20 protein-coding genes are annotated in these 17,133 nt (G+C 53.3%); 17 read left to right on the top strand and 3 right to left on the bottom strand.

Annotated elements, in window-relative coordinates; all coding sequences use genetic code 11:
- Positions 1-123 precede the first annotated feature (123 nt).
- Genes I6L74_RS06555 through mdcH form a run of 3 tightly spaced genes read left to right on the top strand, consistent with a single transcriptional unit; the run spans position 124 to position 2,599 of the window.
- Entirely contained in the window at positions 124-1,083 is a 960-nt protein-coding gene (locus I6L74_RS06555) for an AEC family transporter (RefSeq protein ID WP_059180257.1), read from the top strand.
- Positions 1,084-1,085: 2 nt separating this feature from the next.
- On the top strand, positions 1,086-1,703 hold the full coding sequence (locus I6L74_RS06550; protein WP_059180256.1) for a malonate decarboxylase holo-ACP synthase: 618 nt from the start codon (positions 1,086-1,088) through the stop codon (positions 1,701-1,703).
- Positions 1,703-2,599, top strand: a complete 897-nt coding sequence (mdcH, locus tag I6L74_RS06545; RefSeq protein ID WP_059180255.1) for a malonate decarboxylase subunit epsilon — start codon at positions 1,703-1,705, stop codon at positions 2,597-2,599. Before I6L74_RS06550 ends, mdcH begins: the two co-directional genes overlap by 1 nt.
- On the opposite strand, the gene I6L74_RS06540 is transcribed toward mdcH, so the two are convergent.
- Both I6L74_RS06540 and I6L74_RS06535 read right to left on the bottom strand, forming a co-directional pair.
- Positions 2,589-3,527 (bottom strand): LysR family transcriptional regulator, encoded by a 939-nt coding sequence (locus I6L74_RS06540; protein WP_059180254.1) that lies wholly within the window; start codon positions 3,525-3,527, stop codon positions 2,589-2,591. The two genes, mdcH and I6L74_RS06540, sit on opposite strands and share 11 nt — an antisense overlap.
- A 15-nt stretch (positions 3,528-3,542) precedes the next feature.
- Entirely contained in the window at positions 3,543-5,447 is a 1,905-nt protein-coding gene (locus tag I6L74_RS06535) for an ABC transporter ATP-binding protein (protein ID WP_059180253.1), read from the bottom strand.
- Between the two features lie 174 nt (positions 5,448-5,621).
- On the opposite strand from I6L74_RS06535, the gene kefG reads away from it, so the two are divergent.
- The 4 genes from kefG (at position 5,622) to slyD (ending at position 8,874) form a co-directional block, all read left to right on the top strand.
- Positions 5,622-6,176, top strand: a complete 555-nt coding sequence (gene kefG / locus I6L74_RS06530) for a glutathione-regulated potassium-efflux system ancillary protein KefG (protein ID WP_071818778.1) — start codon at positions 5,622-5,624, stop codon at positions 6,174-6,176.
- A complete protein-coding gene (kefB, locus tag I6L74_RS06525; protein WP_059180252.1) occupies positions 6,176-7,981 on the top strand; it encodes a glutathione-regulated potassium-efflux system protein KefB in 1,806 nt (601 codons plus the stop codon). Before kefG ends, kefB begins: the two co-directional genes overlap by 1 nt.
- A 10-nt stretch (positions 7,982-7,991) precedes the next feature.
- Positions 7,992-8,192 carry a YheV family putative zinc ribbon protein gene (locus I6L74_RS06520; RefSeq protein WP_005121675.1) on the top strand — a complete coding sequence of 67 codons (201 nt, stop codon included), beginning with the start codon at positions 7,992-7,994 and terminating at the stop codon, positions 8,190-8,192.
- Between the two features lie 94 nt (positions 8,193-8,286).
- A complete protein-coding gene (gene slyD / locus I6L74_RS06515; RefSeq protein ID WP_059180251.1) occupies positions 8,287-8,874 on the top strand; it encodes a peptidylprolyl isomerase in 588 nt (195 codons plus the stop codon).
- Positions 8,875-8,953: 79 nt separating this feature from the next.
- Here the strand turns inward: slyD and I6L74_RS06510 are convergent, their stop codons facing one another.
- Positions 8,954-9,172, bottom strand: a complete 219-nt coding sequence (locus I6L74_RS06510; RefSeq protein ID WP_059180250.1) for a protein SlyX — start codon at positions 9,170-9,172, stop codon at positions 8,954-8,956.
- Positions 9,173-9,408: 236 nt separating this feature from the next.
- Between I6L74_RS06510 and fkpA the strand changes: the two genes are divergently transcribed.
- The 10 genes from fkpA (at position 9,409) to bfd (ending at position 17,071) form a co-directional block, all read left to right on the top strand.
- On the top strand, positions 9,409-10,230 hold the full coding sequence (gene fkpA, locus I6L74_RS06505; RefSeq protein ID WP_015960726.1) for an FKBP-type peptidyl-prolyl cis-trans isomerase: 822 nt from the start codon (positions 9,409-9,411) through the stop codon (positions 10,228-10,230).
- A gap of 164 nt (positions 10,231-10,394) precedes the next feature.
- The gene (locus tag I6L74_RS06500; protein ID WP_059180249.1) at positions 10,395-11,117 is read left to right on the top strand and encodes a helix-turn-helix transcriptional regulator; all 723 of its coding nucleotides are present in this window, start codon (positions 10,395-10,397) and stop codon (positions 11,115-11,117) included.
- The gene (gene tusD, locus I6L74_RS06495; RefSeq protein WP_059180248.1) at positions 11,117-11,503 is read left to right on the top strand and encodes a sulfurtransferase complex subunit TusD; all 387 of its coding nucleotides are present in this window, start codon (positions 11,117-11,119) and stop codon (positions 11,501-11,503) included. The genes I6L74_RS06500 and tusD overlap by 1 nt, the downstream gene beginning before the upstream one ends.
- Entirely contained in the window at positions 11,503-11,862 is a 360-nt protein-coding gene (tusC, locus tag I6L74_RS06490) for a sulfurtransferase complex subunit TusC (RefSeq protein ID WP_059180247.1), read from the top strand. The genes tusD and tusC overlap by 1 nt, the downstream gene beginning before the upstream one ends.
- A 7-nt stretch (positions 11,863-11,869) precedes the next feature.
- On the top strand, positions 11,870-12,157 hold the full coding sequence (gene tusB, locus I6L74_RS06485) for a sulfurtransferase complex subunit TusB (RefSeq protein ID WP_059180246.1): 288 nt from the start codon (positions 11,870-11,872) through the stop codon (positions 12,155-12,157).
- 124 nt (positions 12,158-12,281) lie between these two features.
- Positions 12,282-12,656, top strand: coding sequence for a 30S ribosomal protein S12 (gene rpsL, locus I6L74_RS06480; RefSeq protein ID WP_000246815.1), 375 nt, complete (start codon positions 12,282-12,284; stop codon positions 12,654-12,656).
- A gap of 96 nt (positions 12,657-12,752) precedes the next feature.
- On the top strand, positions 12,753-13,223 hold the full coding sequence (rpsG, locus tag I6L74_RS06475; protein WP_015960721.1) for a 30S ribosomal protein S7: 471 nt from the start codon (positions 12,753-12,755) through the stop codon (positions 13,221-13,223).
- A 96-nt stretch (positions 13,224-13,319) separates the two neighbouring features.
- On the top strand, positions 13,320-15,434 hold the full coding sequence (gene fusA / locus I6L74_RS06470) for an elongation factor G (RefSeq protein WP_059180245.1): 2,115 nt from the start codon (positions 13,320-13,322) through the stop codon (positions 15,432-15,434).
- A gap of 67 nt (positions 15,435-15,501) precedes the next feature.
- Positions 15,502-16,686, top strand: a complete 1,185-nt coding sequence (gene tuf / locus I6L74_RS06465; protein WP_096759551.1) for an elongation factor Tu — start codon at positions 15,502-15,504, stop codon at positions 16,684-16,686.
- A 190-nt stretch (positions 16,687-16,876) separates the two neighbouring features.
- On the top strand, positions 16,877-17,071 hold the full coding sequence (gene bfd / locus I6L74_RS06460; RefSeq protein WP_059180778.1) for a bacterioferritin-associated ferredoxin: 195 nt from the start codon (positions 16,877-16,879) through the stop codon (positions 17,069-17,071).
- Positions 17,072-17,133: the final 62 nt, after the last annotated feature.

Below are 17,133 nucleotides of genomic sequence, written 5' to 3'. Positions count from 1 at the left end.
GAAAAAAGAGACCTGCCAGAGGCATTTCCCCGCGGGCGTAGCGATTGCGCCCGTGCGGGAGCGTGCATTCTGAAAATAATAATCATCGCGCCAGTGCTAAAACTTTTTTACTACAGGTGATTTATGACTTACGTAATTGTTCATGCTCTTGCACCGATTTTCATCATCATGTTGCTGGGATTCTGGGCCGGTAAGGCAAAGATGGTCGATAACAAAAATGTTTCCCTGCTCAATATTTTCGTCATGGATTTTGCGCTGCCCGCCGCGCTGTTCAGTGCGACGGTACAAACGCCGTGGGCCGGCATTGTGGCCCAGTCGCCGCTAATTGTGGTGCTGACGCTGGCGATGTGGGTGACCTACGCGGGCATCTATTTCCTCGCCACCGGCGTCTTCAAAAAATCCCCGCAGGATGCCGCGGTGCTCACGCTGACGGTTGCGTTGCCGAACTACGCCGCATTGGGTTTACCGATTCTGGGCAGCGTGCTGGGCGAAGGGTCTGCGACGTCGCTCTCCGTGGCGGTCTCTATCGCCTGCGGTTCCGTACTGATGACGCCGTTCTGCCTGCTGATTCTGGAACGTGAAAAAGCGCGTGCCGAAGGCGCGAACACCGGTTCAACGCTGTCGATGCTGCCCGTGCTGATGTGGCGTTCAATTAAAAAACCGATTGTGATGGGGCCGCTGCTGGGTGTGATTTTGTCTGCGATTGGCATCAAAATGCCGGAGCTGGTGCTGGCCGCGATTAAACCGCTGGGTCTGGCCGCAACGGCCGCCGCGCTGTTCCTGACGGGCGTGATCTTGTCTGCCCGTAAGCTGCAGATCAACACCATGGTGATTAGCGCCACTATCACCAAGCTGCTGATTCAGCCTGCAATTGCCTGGGGTATCGTGCTGATTTTCGGTCTGCACGGTTCCGTGGCTATTACTGCGATTCTGATGATTGCCCTGTCCGCCGGTTTCTTTGGCGTGGTCTTCGGCAACCGCTTTGGCGTGCAGTCTCCTGATGCAGAAGCGGTGCTGCTGTTAAGCTCGGTCCTGTGTATCCTGTCGCTGCCGCTGTTTATCTCACTGACTTCAGGAATGTAATCATGACCGCAACATTACGCCCGCACGATCTTATCTGGCTTACCGCGCGTGACGCGCTGGAAGGTATCACCGAATCCTGGGTGGATAGCGTGTGGCATACCGGTTTGCCTGTGGTGGTGCGGCGTGATGTTGATGATGCAGGACGAATTCCCGTCGGCGTACGTGGGCTGAAGCGCGACCAGCGCGCGGCGGGATGGGTGAACGCTCAGCGTATTGCGCGCGTGGTTTCTCCCGACGATCTTTGCGTGCTCAACGATCTGCTGCGCTCACCTTTTATTACCCAGCCGCCGGTTCAGGTAGCGCTGCAACTGGCGCAGCAGTCGTGGCCGTGGACGTGGGGCATCACCGGCAGTACGGGCTACGCGCTGGCGACCGGCATTCCGGTTATCCACGCCGACAGCGATCTCGATCTGCTGATCCGTGCGCCGCAGCCCTTGCCACCGGCGGCTTTCGAACGCTGGCAGTCTCAGCTCAGCAGTGCCCTTTGTCGCGCCGATACGCAGGTGGAAACGCCGCTTGGCGGCTTCGCGCTGAACGAATGGCTGCGCGACGGTAAAGCGCTGCTGAAAACACGTCATGGGCCGCGCCTGATGACCGATCCATGGCACAGGGAGGAATGATGAAAATTCTGTTTACCTTTCCGGGACAGGGGACGCAGTATCCTGGCATGCTGAAAGCGCTGCCGGGAACGGAAATGGCGCTGGCGCGAGAGGTGCTGGGCGCAGAAGTGGATTCACTGGATTCACCCGACGCCTTGCAGCACACCCGCGCGGTTCAGCTCGCGCTGCTTATCGCAGGCGTGGCGTGGGCGCGTGAAGTACAGCGTCGCGGCGTTTCGCCCGATATCGTGAGCGGTTTGTCCATCGGCGCGTATCCGGCAGTGGTGATTGCCGGCGCGCTGGAGTTTACCGATGCGCTTAGGCTGGTGGCGCTGCGCGGCGATCTAATGGAAAAGGCGTATCCGCACGGCTATGGCCTGACGGCGATTATGGGGCTGACGCTACCGCAGGTTGAAAAGCTTATTGAGGGGAGCGGAACCTATATCGCTAACCTGAATGCTGAAACGCAGATTGTGATTGCGGGTTCTGACGACGCCATGGCGGAGGTTGCGAAACGCGCGCTGGAGAAAGGGGCGAGCAAAGCGCACCGGCTGGCCGTCAGCGTGCCATCACATTGTGAACTGTTGGCTCCGCCTGCGCAAAAGCTGGTAGCGGCATTTGAAAACGTAAGGCTCTCTCGCCCGCGCTGCGCGTATCTCAGCGGCAGCACCGGACGCGTGCTGTGGACGCCTGAAAAGATTGCCGACGATCTGGCGATGAACATGGCGCGGACGGTGCGCTGGCAGGAAGCGGTGATTTCCGCCAACGAACGCGAGGCACGACTGGCGATTGAGATGCCGCCGGGTGGCGTGTTGACCTGTCTTACGCGACAGGCTGCGTGGGAAGGCGAATCGATTTCGCTGGAACGCAGCGGCATTGATGTGGCGGTGCATCTGGCGCAACGCCTTAGCGCGTAGCGTTTTGCTCCCGGCTGCGGGCGTACATTCGGCCCTCTGCGGCCAGCGCGCGCAGGCTGGGGTCTTGCTCGCGGTTGCGCGCGAAGACAATGGCGATGAGCTGCTGCATTTGATACGGCTGCGCCAGCTTGAGCAGTTGCACGGAATTCTCGTACACCTTTTTCATTCTGCCCGGCATCAGCGTAAAGCCGACACCCGCCTGCACCAGACTTAACATCGAGAAAATGTCGTTAACGCGCGTCACGATCTCCGGCTCAAAACCGGCGATGTGGAACGCCTCCTGAAAGCCGGCGTAAGTTGCAAAGCCTTCCGCCAGCGAGACAAACTTCTGATCTTTATAGTCGCGCAAGTCGGCCAGGCCGTTGCCGATCAGTTTTGCTGTCGCGGGTGCGGCCAGGAAGATGTCGTCGTGGAACAGGGGCAAGACTTCGAGGCTGTTGCGATCGATATCGCTTTCGGAGATGGAGATCAGAATCGCGTCCAGCGCGCCTTCATCCAGCAAATGCAGCAGCATTTCGTTAGAACCCATCGTCAGATCCATTTCCAGATCCGGACGGCGCAGCTTCATGCCCATAATCAGGCGCGGCACGGTTTCCATTGTCAGCGAATAGAGCGTGCCCACGCGCAAACGGCCCTGGCCGATACCGGCGATTTTACGCGCTTCGTCCAGCCCGCGATCCATCACCTGCATCACTTCCTGGCAATATTCCAGCAGCGTCCACGCGGAGGGCAGCGCAATCAGATTACGGCCCTTATGGGTGAACAGCGGGCAGCGCACGTTCTCTTCCAGCGTGTGCAGCGCGCGATGAACGCTCACCCCGCTAAGACCAAGCGCTTCTGCGGTGCGTGCGATGTTGCCCTTTTCCATAAAGGTCATGAATATGCTTAGCTTGCGAAAAGTGATTTCGCTGGTGATGTCGATACTCATAACCCTCCGGTTGCGTTAGTCGCTTTGCAGCATTGCTTCCAGCTGTTCCTGTGCATCCAGCCACGCCATTTCGCAATCCTCAAGACCCGATTTGGTTTTTGCCTGAATTTGCAAACACTCGGTCAGCTCGGCTTTGCGGCTTTGATCGTACAACCCGCTGTCACCCAGTTTTTCTTCGACGGTAGCCAGTGTTGCGTGAAGCTTTTCCAGCTCTTTTTCCAGACGGGCGATCTCTTTACGCAACGGCTGCGTTTGGGTGCGCAGCTCTGCTTCGCGACGCTTTTGATCTTTGCGCGACTGGGCGCTGTTGGCGTTGTCTTTCGCATCGTCAGAGGGCTGATTTTCTTGCTTCTGCACATCGGTCAGCCACTGCTGATAATCTTCCAGATCGCCATCGAATGGCTCAACTTTACCGTCGTGAACCAGGTACAGATCGTCAGTGGTGGAGCGGATCAGGTGGCGATCGTGCGAGACGACGACCAGCGCGCCTTCAAACTCGATGAGCGCTTCGGTCAGTGCCTGACGCATGTCAAGATCCAGGTGGTTGGTAGGTTCATCGAGCAGCAGCAGATTTGGACGCTGCCAGACGATCAGCGCCAGCACCAGACGGGCTTTTTCGCCGCCGGAGAAGCGCTCGGTGATTTCGGTGACTTTATCGCCCTGGAAGCCAAAACCGCCGAGATAATCACGCAGCTTCTGTTCCATTTCCTGTGGAGCAAGGCGCGCCATATGCTGAATGGGGGATTCGTCAGCGCGTAAAAACTCCAGCTGATGCTGCGCGAAGTAGCCAAGCTTAATGCCCTTCGCCAGACCGATATCACCGCTGACCGGATTAAGCTCGCCCGCCAGCAGTTTAATCAACGTGGACTTACCGGCACCGTTACGCCCGAGCAGACCGATACGAGAACCCGGCACCAGGTTGAGCTTGATGGAATCCAGAATAATGCGATCGCCATAGCCCGCGCTGACCTTTTCCATTTTTAACAGTGGATTGGGCAGGCTCTCAGGCGCGCGGAAGCTGAAGTGGAACGGGTTGTCGACGTGCGCAGGCGCGATCATCTCCATGCGTTCCAGCATTTTAATGCGGCTCTGCGCCTGCTTGGCTTTGGAGGCTTTGGCTTTGAAACGGTCAACAAAGCTTTGCAGATGCGCGACGCGCTGCTGCTGGCTTTCGTACATCGACTGTTGCTGCGACAGGCGCGTGGCGCGCTGGCGCTCGAAAGAGCTGTAGTTGCCGGTGTATTCGAACATCGACTCTTGTTCGATGTGAATGATTTTATCCACCACCGGATCAAGAAAATCACGGTCATGGGAGATCAGAATCAGCGTGCCCTGATAGCTTTTCAGCCATTTTTCCAGCCAGATAACGGCATCGAGATCGAGGTGGTTCGTTGGTTCATCGAGCAGCAGCAAATCGGAACGACACACCAGCGCCTGCGCCAGGTTCAGGCGCATACGCCAGCCACCGGAGAAGTCACTCACGGGGCGTTCGAGCTGTTCGTTGCTAAAGCCCAAGCCGTGTAGCAGGCTGGAGGCGCGAGAGCGAATAGTCCACGCGTCGATGGCGTCCAGCTTGCCGTGAACGGTGGCGATGGCGTGGCCGTCGTTACGCTCGTTGGCGGCGTTCAGCTCGGCTTCCAGCTTGCGGTATTCGCGGTCGCCGTCAATCACGTATTCAAGCGCCGGTACGCTCAGGGCAGGCGTTTCCTGGTTGACCCAGGCCAGTTGCCAGTTGCCCGGATAGGTAAAGCTGCCCGCATCGGCGCTCATTTCGTTTTTCAGAAGCGAAAGCAGAGTGGATTTGCCGCAGCCGTTTTTGCCCACCAGGCCGACTTTTTGGCCAGGATTAATGGTGGCAGTAGCGTTGTCCAGCAGGACGCGTACGCCGCGACGAATTTGTAAGGAGGAGAAAACAATCATAGAGCGCCGTGTATTCCGACTATGTTAGGTTGTCATTATAATCAGGTTAAAAATCTGTCCCGCCAGGCTGTTTTTTCAACAATGAGGCGTGAGGGGCCAGACTGAATAATGCCGCGCATGGCGCGGGTGTGCCATGGTAGCCGAAAATGGCAATGATGACGACCCGGGAGGGGAATGATGTCTCAGACAGCAAAAGTGCTGCTGTTGTATGCCCATCCGGAATCCCAGGACTCGGTCGCAAACCGGGTTTTGCTTAAACCGGCTCAACAGCTGAGCAATGTGACGGTGCACGACCTTTACGCGCACTATCCTGATTTTTTTATTGATATTCCTCGCGAGCAGGAGCTGTTGCGTCAGCATGACGTGATTGTGTTCCAGCATCCGCTTTACACCTACAGTTGCCCCGCGTTGCTGAAAGAGTGGCTGGACCGGGTGCTGAGCCGCGGGTTTTCCAGCGGGCCTGGGGGGAACCAACTGGCGGGAAAGTACTGGCGGAGTGTCATTACGACCGGTGAACCAGAAAGTGCTTACCGCCACGACAGCCTGAACCGCTACCCCATGAGCGATATTTTGCGCCCTTTTGAACTGACGGCGGCGATGTGTCGTATGCACTGGATGAGCCCGATGATTGTTTACTGGGCGCGCCGCCAACAACCTCAGGCGCTGGCAAGTCACGCCAAAGCTTACGGTGAATGGCTGGCCTCCCCGATTCCGACGGGAGGTCACTGATGGAAGGTACCGATCTTTTATTAGCCGGAGTGCTGTTTTTGTTTGCCGCCGTGGTGGCGGTGCCGTTGGCCGCGCGGCTTGGCATCGGCGCGGTGCTGGGGTATTTGCTGGCGGGCATCGCTATCGGGCCGTGGGGCCTTGGATTTATTAGCGATGTAGACGAGATCCTGCACTTCTCGGAGCTTGGCGTGGTCTTCCTGATGTTCATTATCGGGCTGGAGCTGAATCCCGCTAAGCTGTGGCAATTGCGGCGATCGATTTTCGGCGTGGGTGCGGCGCAGGTGTTGTTTAGCGCGGTCATCCTCGGTGGATTGCTGATGCTGACGCAGTTCAAATGGCAGGCGGCGGTGATTGGTGGGATTGGCCTTGCCATGTCGTCGACGGCAATGGCGTTGCAGCTGATGCGCGATAAAGGGATGAATCGCAACGAATCAGGACAACTGGGTTTCTCGGTGCTGCTGTTCCAGGATCTCGCGGTTATCCCGGCATTAGCCCTGGTGCCGTTGCTCGCCGGTTCGGGTGACGATCATTTTGACTGGATGAAAGTTGGCATGAAGGTGCTGGCTTTTGTGGGAATGCTAATTGGCGGTCGCTATCTGCTGCGCCCGGTATTCCGCTTTATTGCGGCCTCCGGTGTGCGCGAAGTGTTTACCGCGGCGACGCTGCTGCTGGTGTTAGGTTCGGCGTTGTTTATGGATGCGCTGGGGCTGTCGATGGCGCTTGGGACCTTTATCGCCGGGATTCTGCTGGCCGAAAGTGAGTACCGCCACGAGCTGGAGATTGCGATTGACCCTTTCAAAGGGTTGCTGCTCGGGTTGTTCTTTATCTCCGTGGGTATGGCGCTGAATCTGGGTGTGCTTTATACCCATCTGCTGTGGGTGGCGGTCAGCGTTGCGGTGCTGGTGGCTGTGAAAACAGGTGTGCTTTACACGCTGGCGCGGATCTACGGCCTGCGCAGTTCAGAGCGAATGCAGTTTGCCGGTGTGTTGAGCCAGGGTGGCGAGTTTGCTTTTGTGCTCTTCTCCACAGCAGCGTCCCAGCGTTTATTCCAGGATGATCAAATGGCGCTGCTGCTGGTGACGGTGACGCTGTCGATGATGACCACGCCGTTGCTGATGAAGCTTATCGATAAATTGCTTTCGCGCCGCTTCAATCAACCTGACGACGAGGACGAAGCGCCGTGGGTCGAAGACGATAAACCGCAGGTGATCGTGGTGGGCTTTGGCCGTTTTGGGCAGGTCATTGGCCGTCTGCTGATGGCGAACAAGATGCGTATTACGGTGCTTGAGCGTGATATCAGCGCGGTGAATCTGATGCGCAAATATGGCTATAAAGTGTATTACGGTGATGCCACGCAGCTTGAGTTGCTGCGTTCTGCGGGCGCGGAGGCTGCGGAATCTATCATCATCACCTGTAACGAGCCGGAAGATACGATGAAGCTGGTGGAACTGTGCCAGCAACATTTCCCGCATCTGCATATTCTGGCGCGAGCGCGGGGACGCGTTGAGGCACATGAATTGTTGCAGGCGGGCGTGACCAATTTTTCACGCGAGACGTTTTCCAGTGCCCTTGAATTAGGGCGCAAAGCGCTGGTTTCGCTGGGTATGCATCCGCATCAGGCGCAACGGGCACAAATGCATTTTCGGCGTCTCGATATGCGTATGCTCCGGGAGTTAATGCCCGTGCATTCGGACACGGCGCAGATATCTCGCGTACGGGAAGCGCGGCGCGAGCTTGAAGAGATTTTCCAGCGGGAGATGCAGCAAGAGCGACGGCAGTTTGACGGCTGGGATGAATTTGAATAGGGGCAAAAGTATGGCAATTCGTAAACGTTTTATTGCAGGTGCAAAATGCCCGTCCTGCCAGGCGCAAGATTCGCTGGCGATGTGGCGTGAAAATAATATTGATATTGTTGAGTGTGTTAAGTGCGGTCATCAGATGCGAGAGGCGGATAAAGAAGCGCGCGAGCATGTTCGCAAAGAAGAGCAGGTGATCGGTATTTTTCATCCGGACTAGCGATATGCCCTCAGTTTTTTTAAGCTAAAGGGTACACGGGTGCAGATTTCCGCTACAATCTGCGCCAGCAATTTTCCCACGCTCAGGAGATATCATGAAAGTAGCAAAAGACCTGGTGGTCAGCCTGGCCTATCAGGTACGTACAGAAGACGGTGTGTTGGTTGATGAGTCTCCGGTGAGTGCGCCGCTGGACTACCTGCATGGTCACGGCTCCCTGATTTCCGGCCTGGAAAACGCGCTGGAAGGCCACGATGTTGGCGATAAATTTGACGTTGCTGTAGGCGCGAACGACGCTTACGGTCAGTATGATGACAACCTGGTTCAGCGCGTTCCTAAAGACGTGTTCATGGGCGTTGACGAGCTGCAGGTTGGCATGCGTTTCCTGGCTGAAACTGACCAGGGTCCAGTACCGGTTGAAATCACCGAAGTTGAAGACGAGCACGTTGTGGTTGACGGTAACCACATGCTGGCTGGCCAGAACCTGAAATTCAACGTTGAAGTGATTGCGATCCGTGAAGCAACCGAAGAAGAACTGGCTCATGGCCACGTTCACGGTGCGAACGGTCACGACCACGATCACGACCATGACGGTTGCTGCGGTGGTCACGGCCACGATCATGACCATGGTCATGAGCACGGTAAAGGCGGTTGTGGCGGTAACGGCGGTTGCGGCTGCCACTAATACTTCGGTATTCGCTGTATCGCACGCACAAAAAAGCGGGAAATATTCCCGCTTTTTTTACGCCTCAGCGTTGTTAGCCTCAATAATGCGGCGGTGGGGTCTCTTCGGACGGTGAAGCCATATGTGACGATTGTGTCGCTTTCACTTTCTCTGTCAGTAAACGCAGCAGATCGCGAAGTTTCGCCATTTCCAGTTCATGAGCTGTCACGGTCTGGTTGAGTTCGTCGATAGTTACTTCCTGAAAAGCGAGACGGCTTTCCAGCTCGGCCAGCCGCACTTCCATAGATGTATCTTGCATGATTGACCTCGTTGTGTGTTCTGCGCCACCGGGCGTTAGCAAAGACAAATTTTACCCGAGTTTGTCCCAATGTGCAGTATCCATCCCTTTGGCACGAAACTAATTTAAACAAAAATAGTCTCAAAAGAGACGATAATAGGGGGAGTCTGTCTATAGATTTCCTCCGCAACGTTCTATAGTACGCTTCTCATTTACGTTTAACGCTGGGGTGAGAGGCCCTGGTCCTGGAGAAATGGATGAAATCACTGTTTAAAGTAACGCTGCTGGCGACCACTATGGCTGTCGCACTGAATGCGCCGCTGTCTTTCGCTGCTGATACTGCTGCGAAACCTGCTGCAAGCGCAGACAGCAAAGCTGCGTTCAAAAATGACGACCAGAAATCAGCCTATGCGCTGGGCGCTTCTCTGGGTCGTTACATGGAAAACTCTCTCAAAGAGCAGGAAAAACTGGGCATCAAACTGGATAAAGATCAGCTGATCGCCGGTGTTCAGGATGCATTTGCAGATAAGAGCAAACTGTCTGACCAGGAAATCGAACAGACTCTGCAAGCTTTCGAAGCTCGCGTGAAGGGTGCTGCTCAGGGCAAGATGGAAAAAGACGCAAAAGACAACGAAGCGAAGGGCAAAGCCTACCGCGATACTTTTGCGAAAGAAAAAGGTGTGAAAACCTCTTCTACCGGTCTGCTTTACAAAGTTGAGAAAGCCGGTACTGGCGATGCGCCAAAAGACAGCGACACCGTTGTAGTGAACTACAAAGGTACACTGATCGACGGTAAAGAGTTTGATAACTCTTACACGCGCGGCGAGCCACTGTCCTTCCGTCTTGACGGTGTTATCCCAGGTTGGACTGAAGGCCTGAAAAACATCAAGAAAGGCGGCAAAATCCAGCTGGTTATTCCACCGGATCTGGCTTACGGCAAAACCGGCGTTCCGGGTATTCCGGCTAACTCCACTCTGGTCTTTGATGTAGAGCTGCTGGACATCAAACCAGCACCGAAGGCAGATGCTAAACCTGCCGCTGCAGAAGATGATAAAGCTGCAGACGCAGCGAAGAAGTAAAACGCTGAAAACCGCCGCCTTCAAGGCGGCGGTTTTTTTATTGCAGGCCAGATATAATAAACACTGGAAAGCCTTGCCTACGCTGTATTAATTTAGTTGTCCGTGTAAATATGAGCCTGCCCTGACAACCTAACGACAGGCTCCTGAAAAGGAGTGTTTTTTTCATGTCCAGGTCGCTTTTAACCAACGAAACCAGTGAACTTGATTTGCTGGATCAACGTCCTTTCGATCAGACTGACTTCGATATTCTGAAATCCTACGAAGCGGTAGTGGACGGGTTAGCGATGCTCATTGGCTCTCACTGCGAAATCGTATTGCACTCCCTGCAAGATCTGAAATGTTCCGCCATCCGTATTGCCAATGGTGAGCATACTGGCCGCAAAATTGGATCGCCAATTACCGACCTTGCACTGCGTATGCTCCACGACATGACCGGCGCCGATAGCAGCGTCTCCAAATGTTATTTCACCCGTGCCAAAAGCGGCGTACTGATGAAGTCAGAGACCATCGCCATCCGTAATCGCGATCATCGGGTGATTGGATTGCTGTGCATCAACATGAACCTTGATGTGCCGTTCTCACAAATCATGAGCACTTTTATTCCACCTGAAACACCGGAAGTGAACTCCTCCGTTAACTTTGCCTCCTCTGTGGAAGACCTTGTCACGCAGACTCTGGAATTCACCATTGAAGAGGTGAATGCCGATCGCAACGTATCGAACAACGCCAAGAATCGTCAAATCGTGCTGAACCTCTATGAGAAAGGCATTTTCGATATCAAAGATGCGATTAACCAGGTTGCCGACCGACTGAATATTTCCAAACACACGGTGTATCTCTACATTCGTCAGTTCAAAAGCGGTGATTTTGTGGGGCAAGAGAAGTAATGCGTTTTGCCTTAATGGTGACGGGGCCAGCTTACGGCACGCAGCAGGCCAGCAGCGCGTTGCAGTTTGCGCAAGCGGTATTGGCTGAAGGGCACGAGCTGAGCAGCGTGTTTTTCTATCGAGAAGGCGTCTTCAATGCCAATCAGTTAACGTCTCCTGCTTCTGATGAATATGATCTGGTGCGTGGCTGGCAGGCGCTTAACGAAAAACAGGGCGTTGAGCTGCACATCTGTGTGGCGGCGGCGCTGCGTCGTGGCGTCGTGGACGAAACCGAGGCTAAGCGTTTGGGGCTTTCTGGCGCCAATCTGCAGCCTGGGTTTACGCTCAGCGGCCTGGGCGCATTGGCGCAGGCGGCGCTGACATGCGATCGGATGGTGCAATTCTGATGAACCGCATTGCGTTTGTGTTTACTTCTGCTCCTCACGGCAGCTCAGCGGGTCGGGAAGGGCTTGATGCGCTTCTGGCGACCTCTGCCCTGACAGAAGATATTGGTGTTTTCTTTGTCGGCGACGGCGTATTTCAGATTCTCAACGGACAACAGCCGCAACGGATACTGGCGCGCGATTATATTTCGACGTTTAAGGTCTTGCCTTTGTATGACATCGACACGTTTTGGGTGTGCGCTGCATCGTTAAAAGAGCGAGGGATTGACGAAAATGTCCCGTTGGTCCTGGATGCAGACGTGATTTCACCGAACGATCTGCGCGAAAAACTCTCCCATTATCATGTCGTTCTGACATTCTGAGGTCGTCATGCTTCACACTCTACGTCATTCACCGTGGCAAGCTGATATTGAAGGATTGCTAAGAATGCTGGGCGATGGCGATGAATTATTGCTGATCCAGGACGGCGTTTTTGCTGCCATTGACGGTGGGCGCTTCATTGAAATTCTCAATAATGCCCCCATAAAGGTCTTAGCGCTGAAAGATGACATTGATGCCCGCGGTCTTGTTGGTCAAATTTCCACCAAAATTGACGTTGTTGGCTATACTGACTTCGTCAAACTCGCGATTAAGCACTCGACTCAAATGAGTTGGTGATCCGAGATCACTGTATATTTCTTGACACCTTTTCGGCGTAGCCCTAGAATTTCGCGTCCTCATATTGTATGAGGTCGATTTATTACGTGTTTACGAAGCAAAAGCTAAAACCAGGAGCTATTTAATGGCAACAGTTAACCAGCTGGTACGCAAACCACGCGCTCGCAAAGTTGCAAAAAGCAACGTGCCTGCGCTGGAAGCCTGCCCGCAGAAACGTGGTGTATGTACCCGTGTATATACCACCACTCCTAAGAAACCAAACTCCGCACTGCGTAAAGTATGCCGTGTGCGTTTGACCAACGGTTTTGAAGTGACTTCCTACATCGGTGGTGAAGGTCACAACCTGCAGGAACACTCCGTGATCCTGATCCGTGGCGGTCGTGTAAAAGACCTTCCGGGTGTTCGTTATCACACCGTTCGTGGTGCACTTGACTGTTCCGGCGTTAAAGACCGTAAGCAGGCTCGTTCCAAGTATGGCGTGAAACGTCCTAAGGCTTAATGGTTCTCCGTTAAGTAAGGCCAAACTGTTTTAACTTAATGTCAAAATAAACTCTTTGAGTTTTGGACAATCCTGAATTAACAACGGAGTATTCCCATGCCACGTCGTCGCGTCATTGGTCAGCGTAAAATTCTTCCAGATCCTAAGTTCGGATCAGAACTGCTGGCAAAATTTGTAAATATCCTGATGGTAGATGGTAAAAAATCTACTGCAGAAGCAATCGTATACAGCGCGCTTGAGACCCTGGCTCAACGCTCTGACAAAAATGCACTGGAAGCTTTCGAAGTCGCTCTCGACAACGTGCGCCCGACTGTAGAAGTTAAGTCTCGCCGCGTTGGTGGTTCTACTTATCAGGTTCCAGTTGAAGTTCGTCCGGTTCGTCGTAATGCCCTGGCAATGCGTTGGATCGTTGAAGCTGCTCGTAAACGCGGTGATAAATCCATGGCTCTGCGTCTGGCGAACGAACTTTCTGACGCTGCAGACAACAAAGGTACTGCAGTTAAGAAACGTGAAGACGTTCACCGTATGGCAGAAGCCAACAAGGCGTTCGCACACTACCGTTGGTAATCCCTTCGGAGTCATAGTCACCAGGCGGACACTTCCCAGAAGCTGTCCGCTCTGGGTTACTTAATTGAACGCCTAAAGAAATAAACGAGGAATCAAATGGCTCGTACAACACCCATCGCACGCTACCGTAACATCGGTATCAGTGCGCACATCGACGCCGGTAAAACCACTACTACCGAACGTATTCTGTTCTACACCGGTGTAAACCATAAAATCGGTGAAGTTCATGACGGCGCAGCTACCATGGACTGGATGGAACAGGAGCAGGAGCGTGGTATTACTATCACCTCCGCAGCGACTACTGCATTCTGGTCAGGTATGGCTAAGCAGTACGAACCGCATCGCGTAAATATCATCGACACCCCAGGCCACGTTGACTTCACTATCGAAGTTGAACGTTCTATGCGTGTTCTCGATGGTGCGGTAATGGTTTACTGCGCAGTTGGTGGTGTTCAGCCACAGTCTGAAACCGTATGGCGTCAGGCAAACAAATACAAAGTTCCACGCATTGCGTTCGTTAACAAAATGGACCGCATGGGTGCAAACTTCCTGAAAGTTGTTGGTCAGATCAAAACCCGTCTGGGCGCGACAGCTGTTCCGCTTCAGTTGGCGATTGGTGCTGAAGAAGGTTTCACCGGTGTTGTTGACCTGGTGAAAATGAAAGCCATCAACTGGAACGATGCCGATCAGGGCGTGACCTTCGAATACGAAGACATCCCTGCTGACATGGTTGAGCTGGCAAACGAATGGCGCCAGAACCTGGTTGAATCCGCAGCTGAAGCTTCTGACGAGCTGATGGATAAATATTTGGGCGGCGAAGAGCTGACCGAAGAAGAAATCAAAACCGCGCTGCGTGCACGCGTACTGAGCAACGAGATCATTCTCGTTACTTGCGGTTCTGCGTTCAAGAACAAAGGTGTTCAGGCAATGCTGGATGCGGTAATTGATTACCTGCCAGCACCAACTGACGTACCAGCAATCAACGGTATGCTGGACGACGGTAAAGACACTCCAGCTGAACGTCATGCTACTGATGATGAGCCGTTTGCTGCACTGGCATTCAAAATCGCTACCGACCCATTCGTGGGTAACCTGACGTTCTTCCGCGTGTACTCTGGCGTGGTTAACTCTGGTGATACTGTATATAACCCAGTGAAAGCAGCACGTGAGCGCTTTGGTCGTATCGTTCAGATGCACGCTAACAAGCGTGAAGAGATCAAAGAAGTTCGTGCGGGTGACATTGCTGCGGCAATCGGCCTGAAAGACGTGACCACAGGTGACACCATCTGTGATCCGGACCACGTGATCATTCTGGAGCGTATGGAATTCCCTGAACCGGTAATTTCTATCGCTGTAGAACCAAAAACCAAAGCTGACCAGGAAAAAATGGGTCTGGCTCTGGGTCGTCTGGCTAAAGAAGATCCATCATTCCGCGTATGGACTGATGAAGAATCTAACCAGACTATCATCGCTGGTATGGGTGAACTGCACCTCGACATCATCGTTGACCGTATGAAGCGTGAATTCAACGTTGAAGCTAACGTGGGTAAACCTCAGGTTGCTTACCGCGAAGCGATTCGTGCGAAAGTTACCGATGTTGAAGGTAAACACGCTAAGCAGTCTGGTGGTCGTGGTCAGTTTGGTCATGTTGTTATCGACATGTACCCACTGGAGCCGGGCTCTAATCCGAAAGGTTATGAGTTCATCAACGACATCAAAGGTGGTGTGATTCCTGGTGAATACATCCCTGCCGTTGATAAAGGTATTCAGGAACAGCTGAAGTCTGGTCCTCTGGCGGGTTACCCAGTAGTAGATCTCGGCGTGCGTCTGCACTTCGGTTCTTACCACGACGTTGACTCCTCCGAGCTGGCGTTTAAACTGGCCGCTTCTATTGCCTTCAAAGATGGCTTTAAGAAAGCGAAACCAGTTCTGCTTGAACCAATCATGAAGGTTGAAGTAGAAACTCCAGAAGAGAACACTGGTGACGTTATCGGTGACCTTAGCCGTCGTCGTGGCCAGCTGAAAGGTCAGGAATCTAACGCTACTGGCGTTCAGATTCATGCTGAAGTACCGTTGTCTGAAATGTTCGGATACGCAACTCAGCTGCGCTCACTGACTAAAGGTCGTGCTTCTTACTCCATGGAGTTCCTGAAGTATGATGACGCGCCGAACAACGTTGCTCAGGCCGTAATCGAAGCCCGTGGCAAATAAGCCATAGGTTAAAAACCAAAATCCCGTGCCCTCTCGGTGAGAGGGCACTATAGTAAGGAATATAGCCGTGTCTAAAGAAAAATTTGAACGTACAAAACCGCACGTTAACGTTGGTACTATCGGCCACGTTGACCACGGTAAAACTACCCTGACTGCTGCAATCACTACCGTTCTGGCAAAAACCTACGGTGGTTCTGCGCGTGCATTCGACCAGATCGATAACGCACCAGAAGAAAAAGCTCGTGGTATCACCATCAACACTTCCCACGTTGAATATGACACCCCGACTCGCCACTACGCACACGTAGACTGCCCGGGCCACGCCGACTATGTTAAAAACATGATCACCGGTGCTGCTCAGATGGATGGCGCGATCCTGGTTGTTGCTGCAACTGATGGCCCTATGCCACAGACGCGTGAGCACATCCTGCTGGGTCGTCAGGTAGGCGTTCCTTACATCATCGTGTTCCTGAACAAATGCGACATGGTTGATGACGAAGAGCTGCTGGAACTGGTAGAAATGGAAGTTCGTGAACTTCTGTCTCAGTACGATTTCCCAGGTGATGACACTCCAATCATCCGTGGTTCTGCTCTGAAAGCGCTGGAAGGCGAAGCAGAGTGGGAAGCTAAAATCGTTGAGCTGGCTGGCTACCTGGATTCTTACATCCCGGAACCAGAACGTGCTATCGATAAGCCATTCCTGCTGCCAATCGAAGACGTATTCTCTATCTCCGGCCGTGGTACTGTTGTAACCGGTCGTGTAGAGCGCGGTATCGTTAAAGTTGGCGAAGAAGTTGAAATCGTTGGTATCAAAGAGACTGCTAAGTCTACCTGTACTGGCGTTGAAATGTTCCGCAAACTGCTGGACGAAGGCCGTGCTGGTGAGAACGTTGGTGTTCTGCTGCGTGGTATCAAACGTGAAGAAATCGAACGTGGTCAGGTACTGGCTAAGCCAGGCTCAATCAAGCCGCACACCAAATTCGAATCTGAAGTTTATATTCTGTCCAAAGATGAAGGCGGCCGTCATACTCCGTTCTTCAAAGGCTACCGTCCACAGTTCTACTTCCGTACAACTGACGTGACCGGCACCATCGAACTGCCAGAAGGCGTAGAGATGGTAATGCCAGGCGACAACATTCAGATGGTTGTTACCCTGATCCACCCAATCGCGATGGATGACGGTCTGCGTTTCGCAATCCGTGAAGGCGGCCGTACTGTAGGCGCTGGCGTTGTAGCTAAAGTTATCAGCTAATCGCTGATAACATTTAAGCAATGCGTATTTAAAGGGCATCAGATGATGCCCTTTTTGCTATCTATGGTTTATGACTTGTCACATTTTTTCGCATTTTTTGCCTCCTGATAATGTCTGTCCAGACGTATCTGCTATTGAAATCATAATTATTCTCACTTACACTTTGTGCATAAATTGAACGGGAGTTTCTATGTACGTTTGTTTGTGTAATGGCGTGAGTGACAAAAAAATACGTCAAGCCGTTCGACAGTTTCATCCTCAATCTTTCCAACAGCTTCGTAAATTTGTTCCGGTAGGAAATCAATGCGGTAAGTGCGTACGCGCGGCACGTGAGATTATGCAGGACGAATTGATGCAGATCCCGGAATACAAAGAGATCGCTTAAGGCTGTATCTTTTTTTTGACATCCCTGTAGCCCCATCTACGCTTCAATAAGTGGAAGCGGAG

Origin of the sequence: Lelliottia amnigena, assembly GCF_019047465.1 — a bacterium.
GTDB lineage: Bacteria > Pseudomonadota > Gammaproteobacteria > Enterobacterales > Enterobacteriaceae > Enterobacter > Enterobacter amnigenus.
The sequence above is the reverse complement of the archived record's forward strand: the minus strand, read 5'-3'. Positions and strand labels throughout refer to the sequence as shown.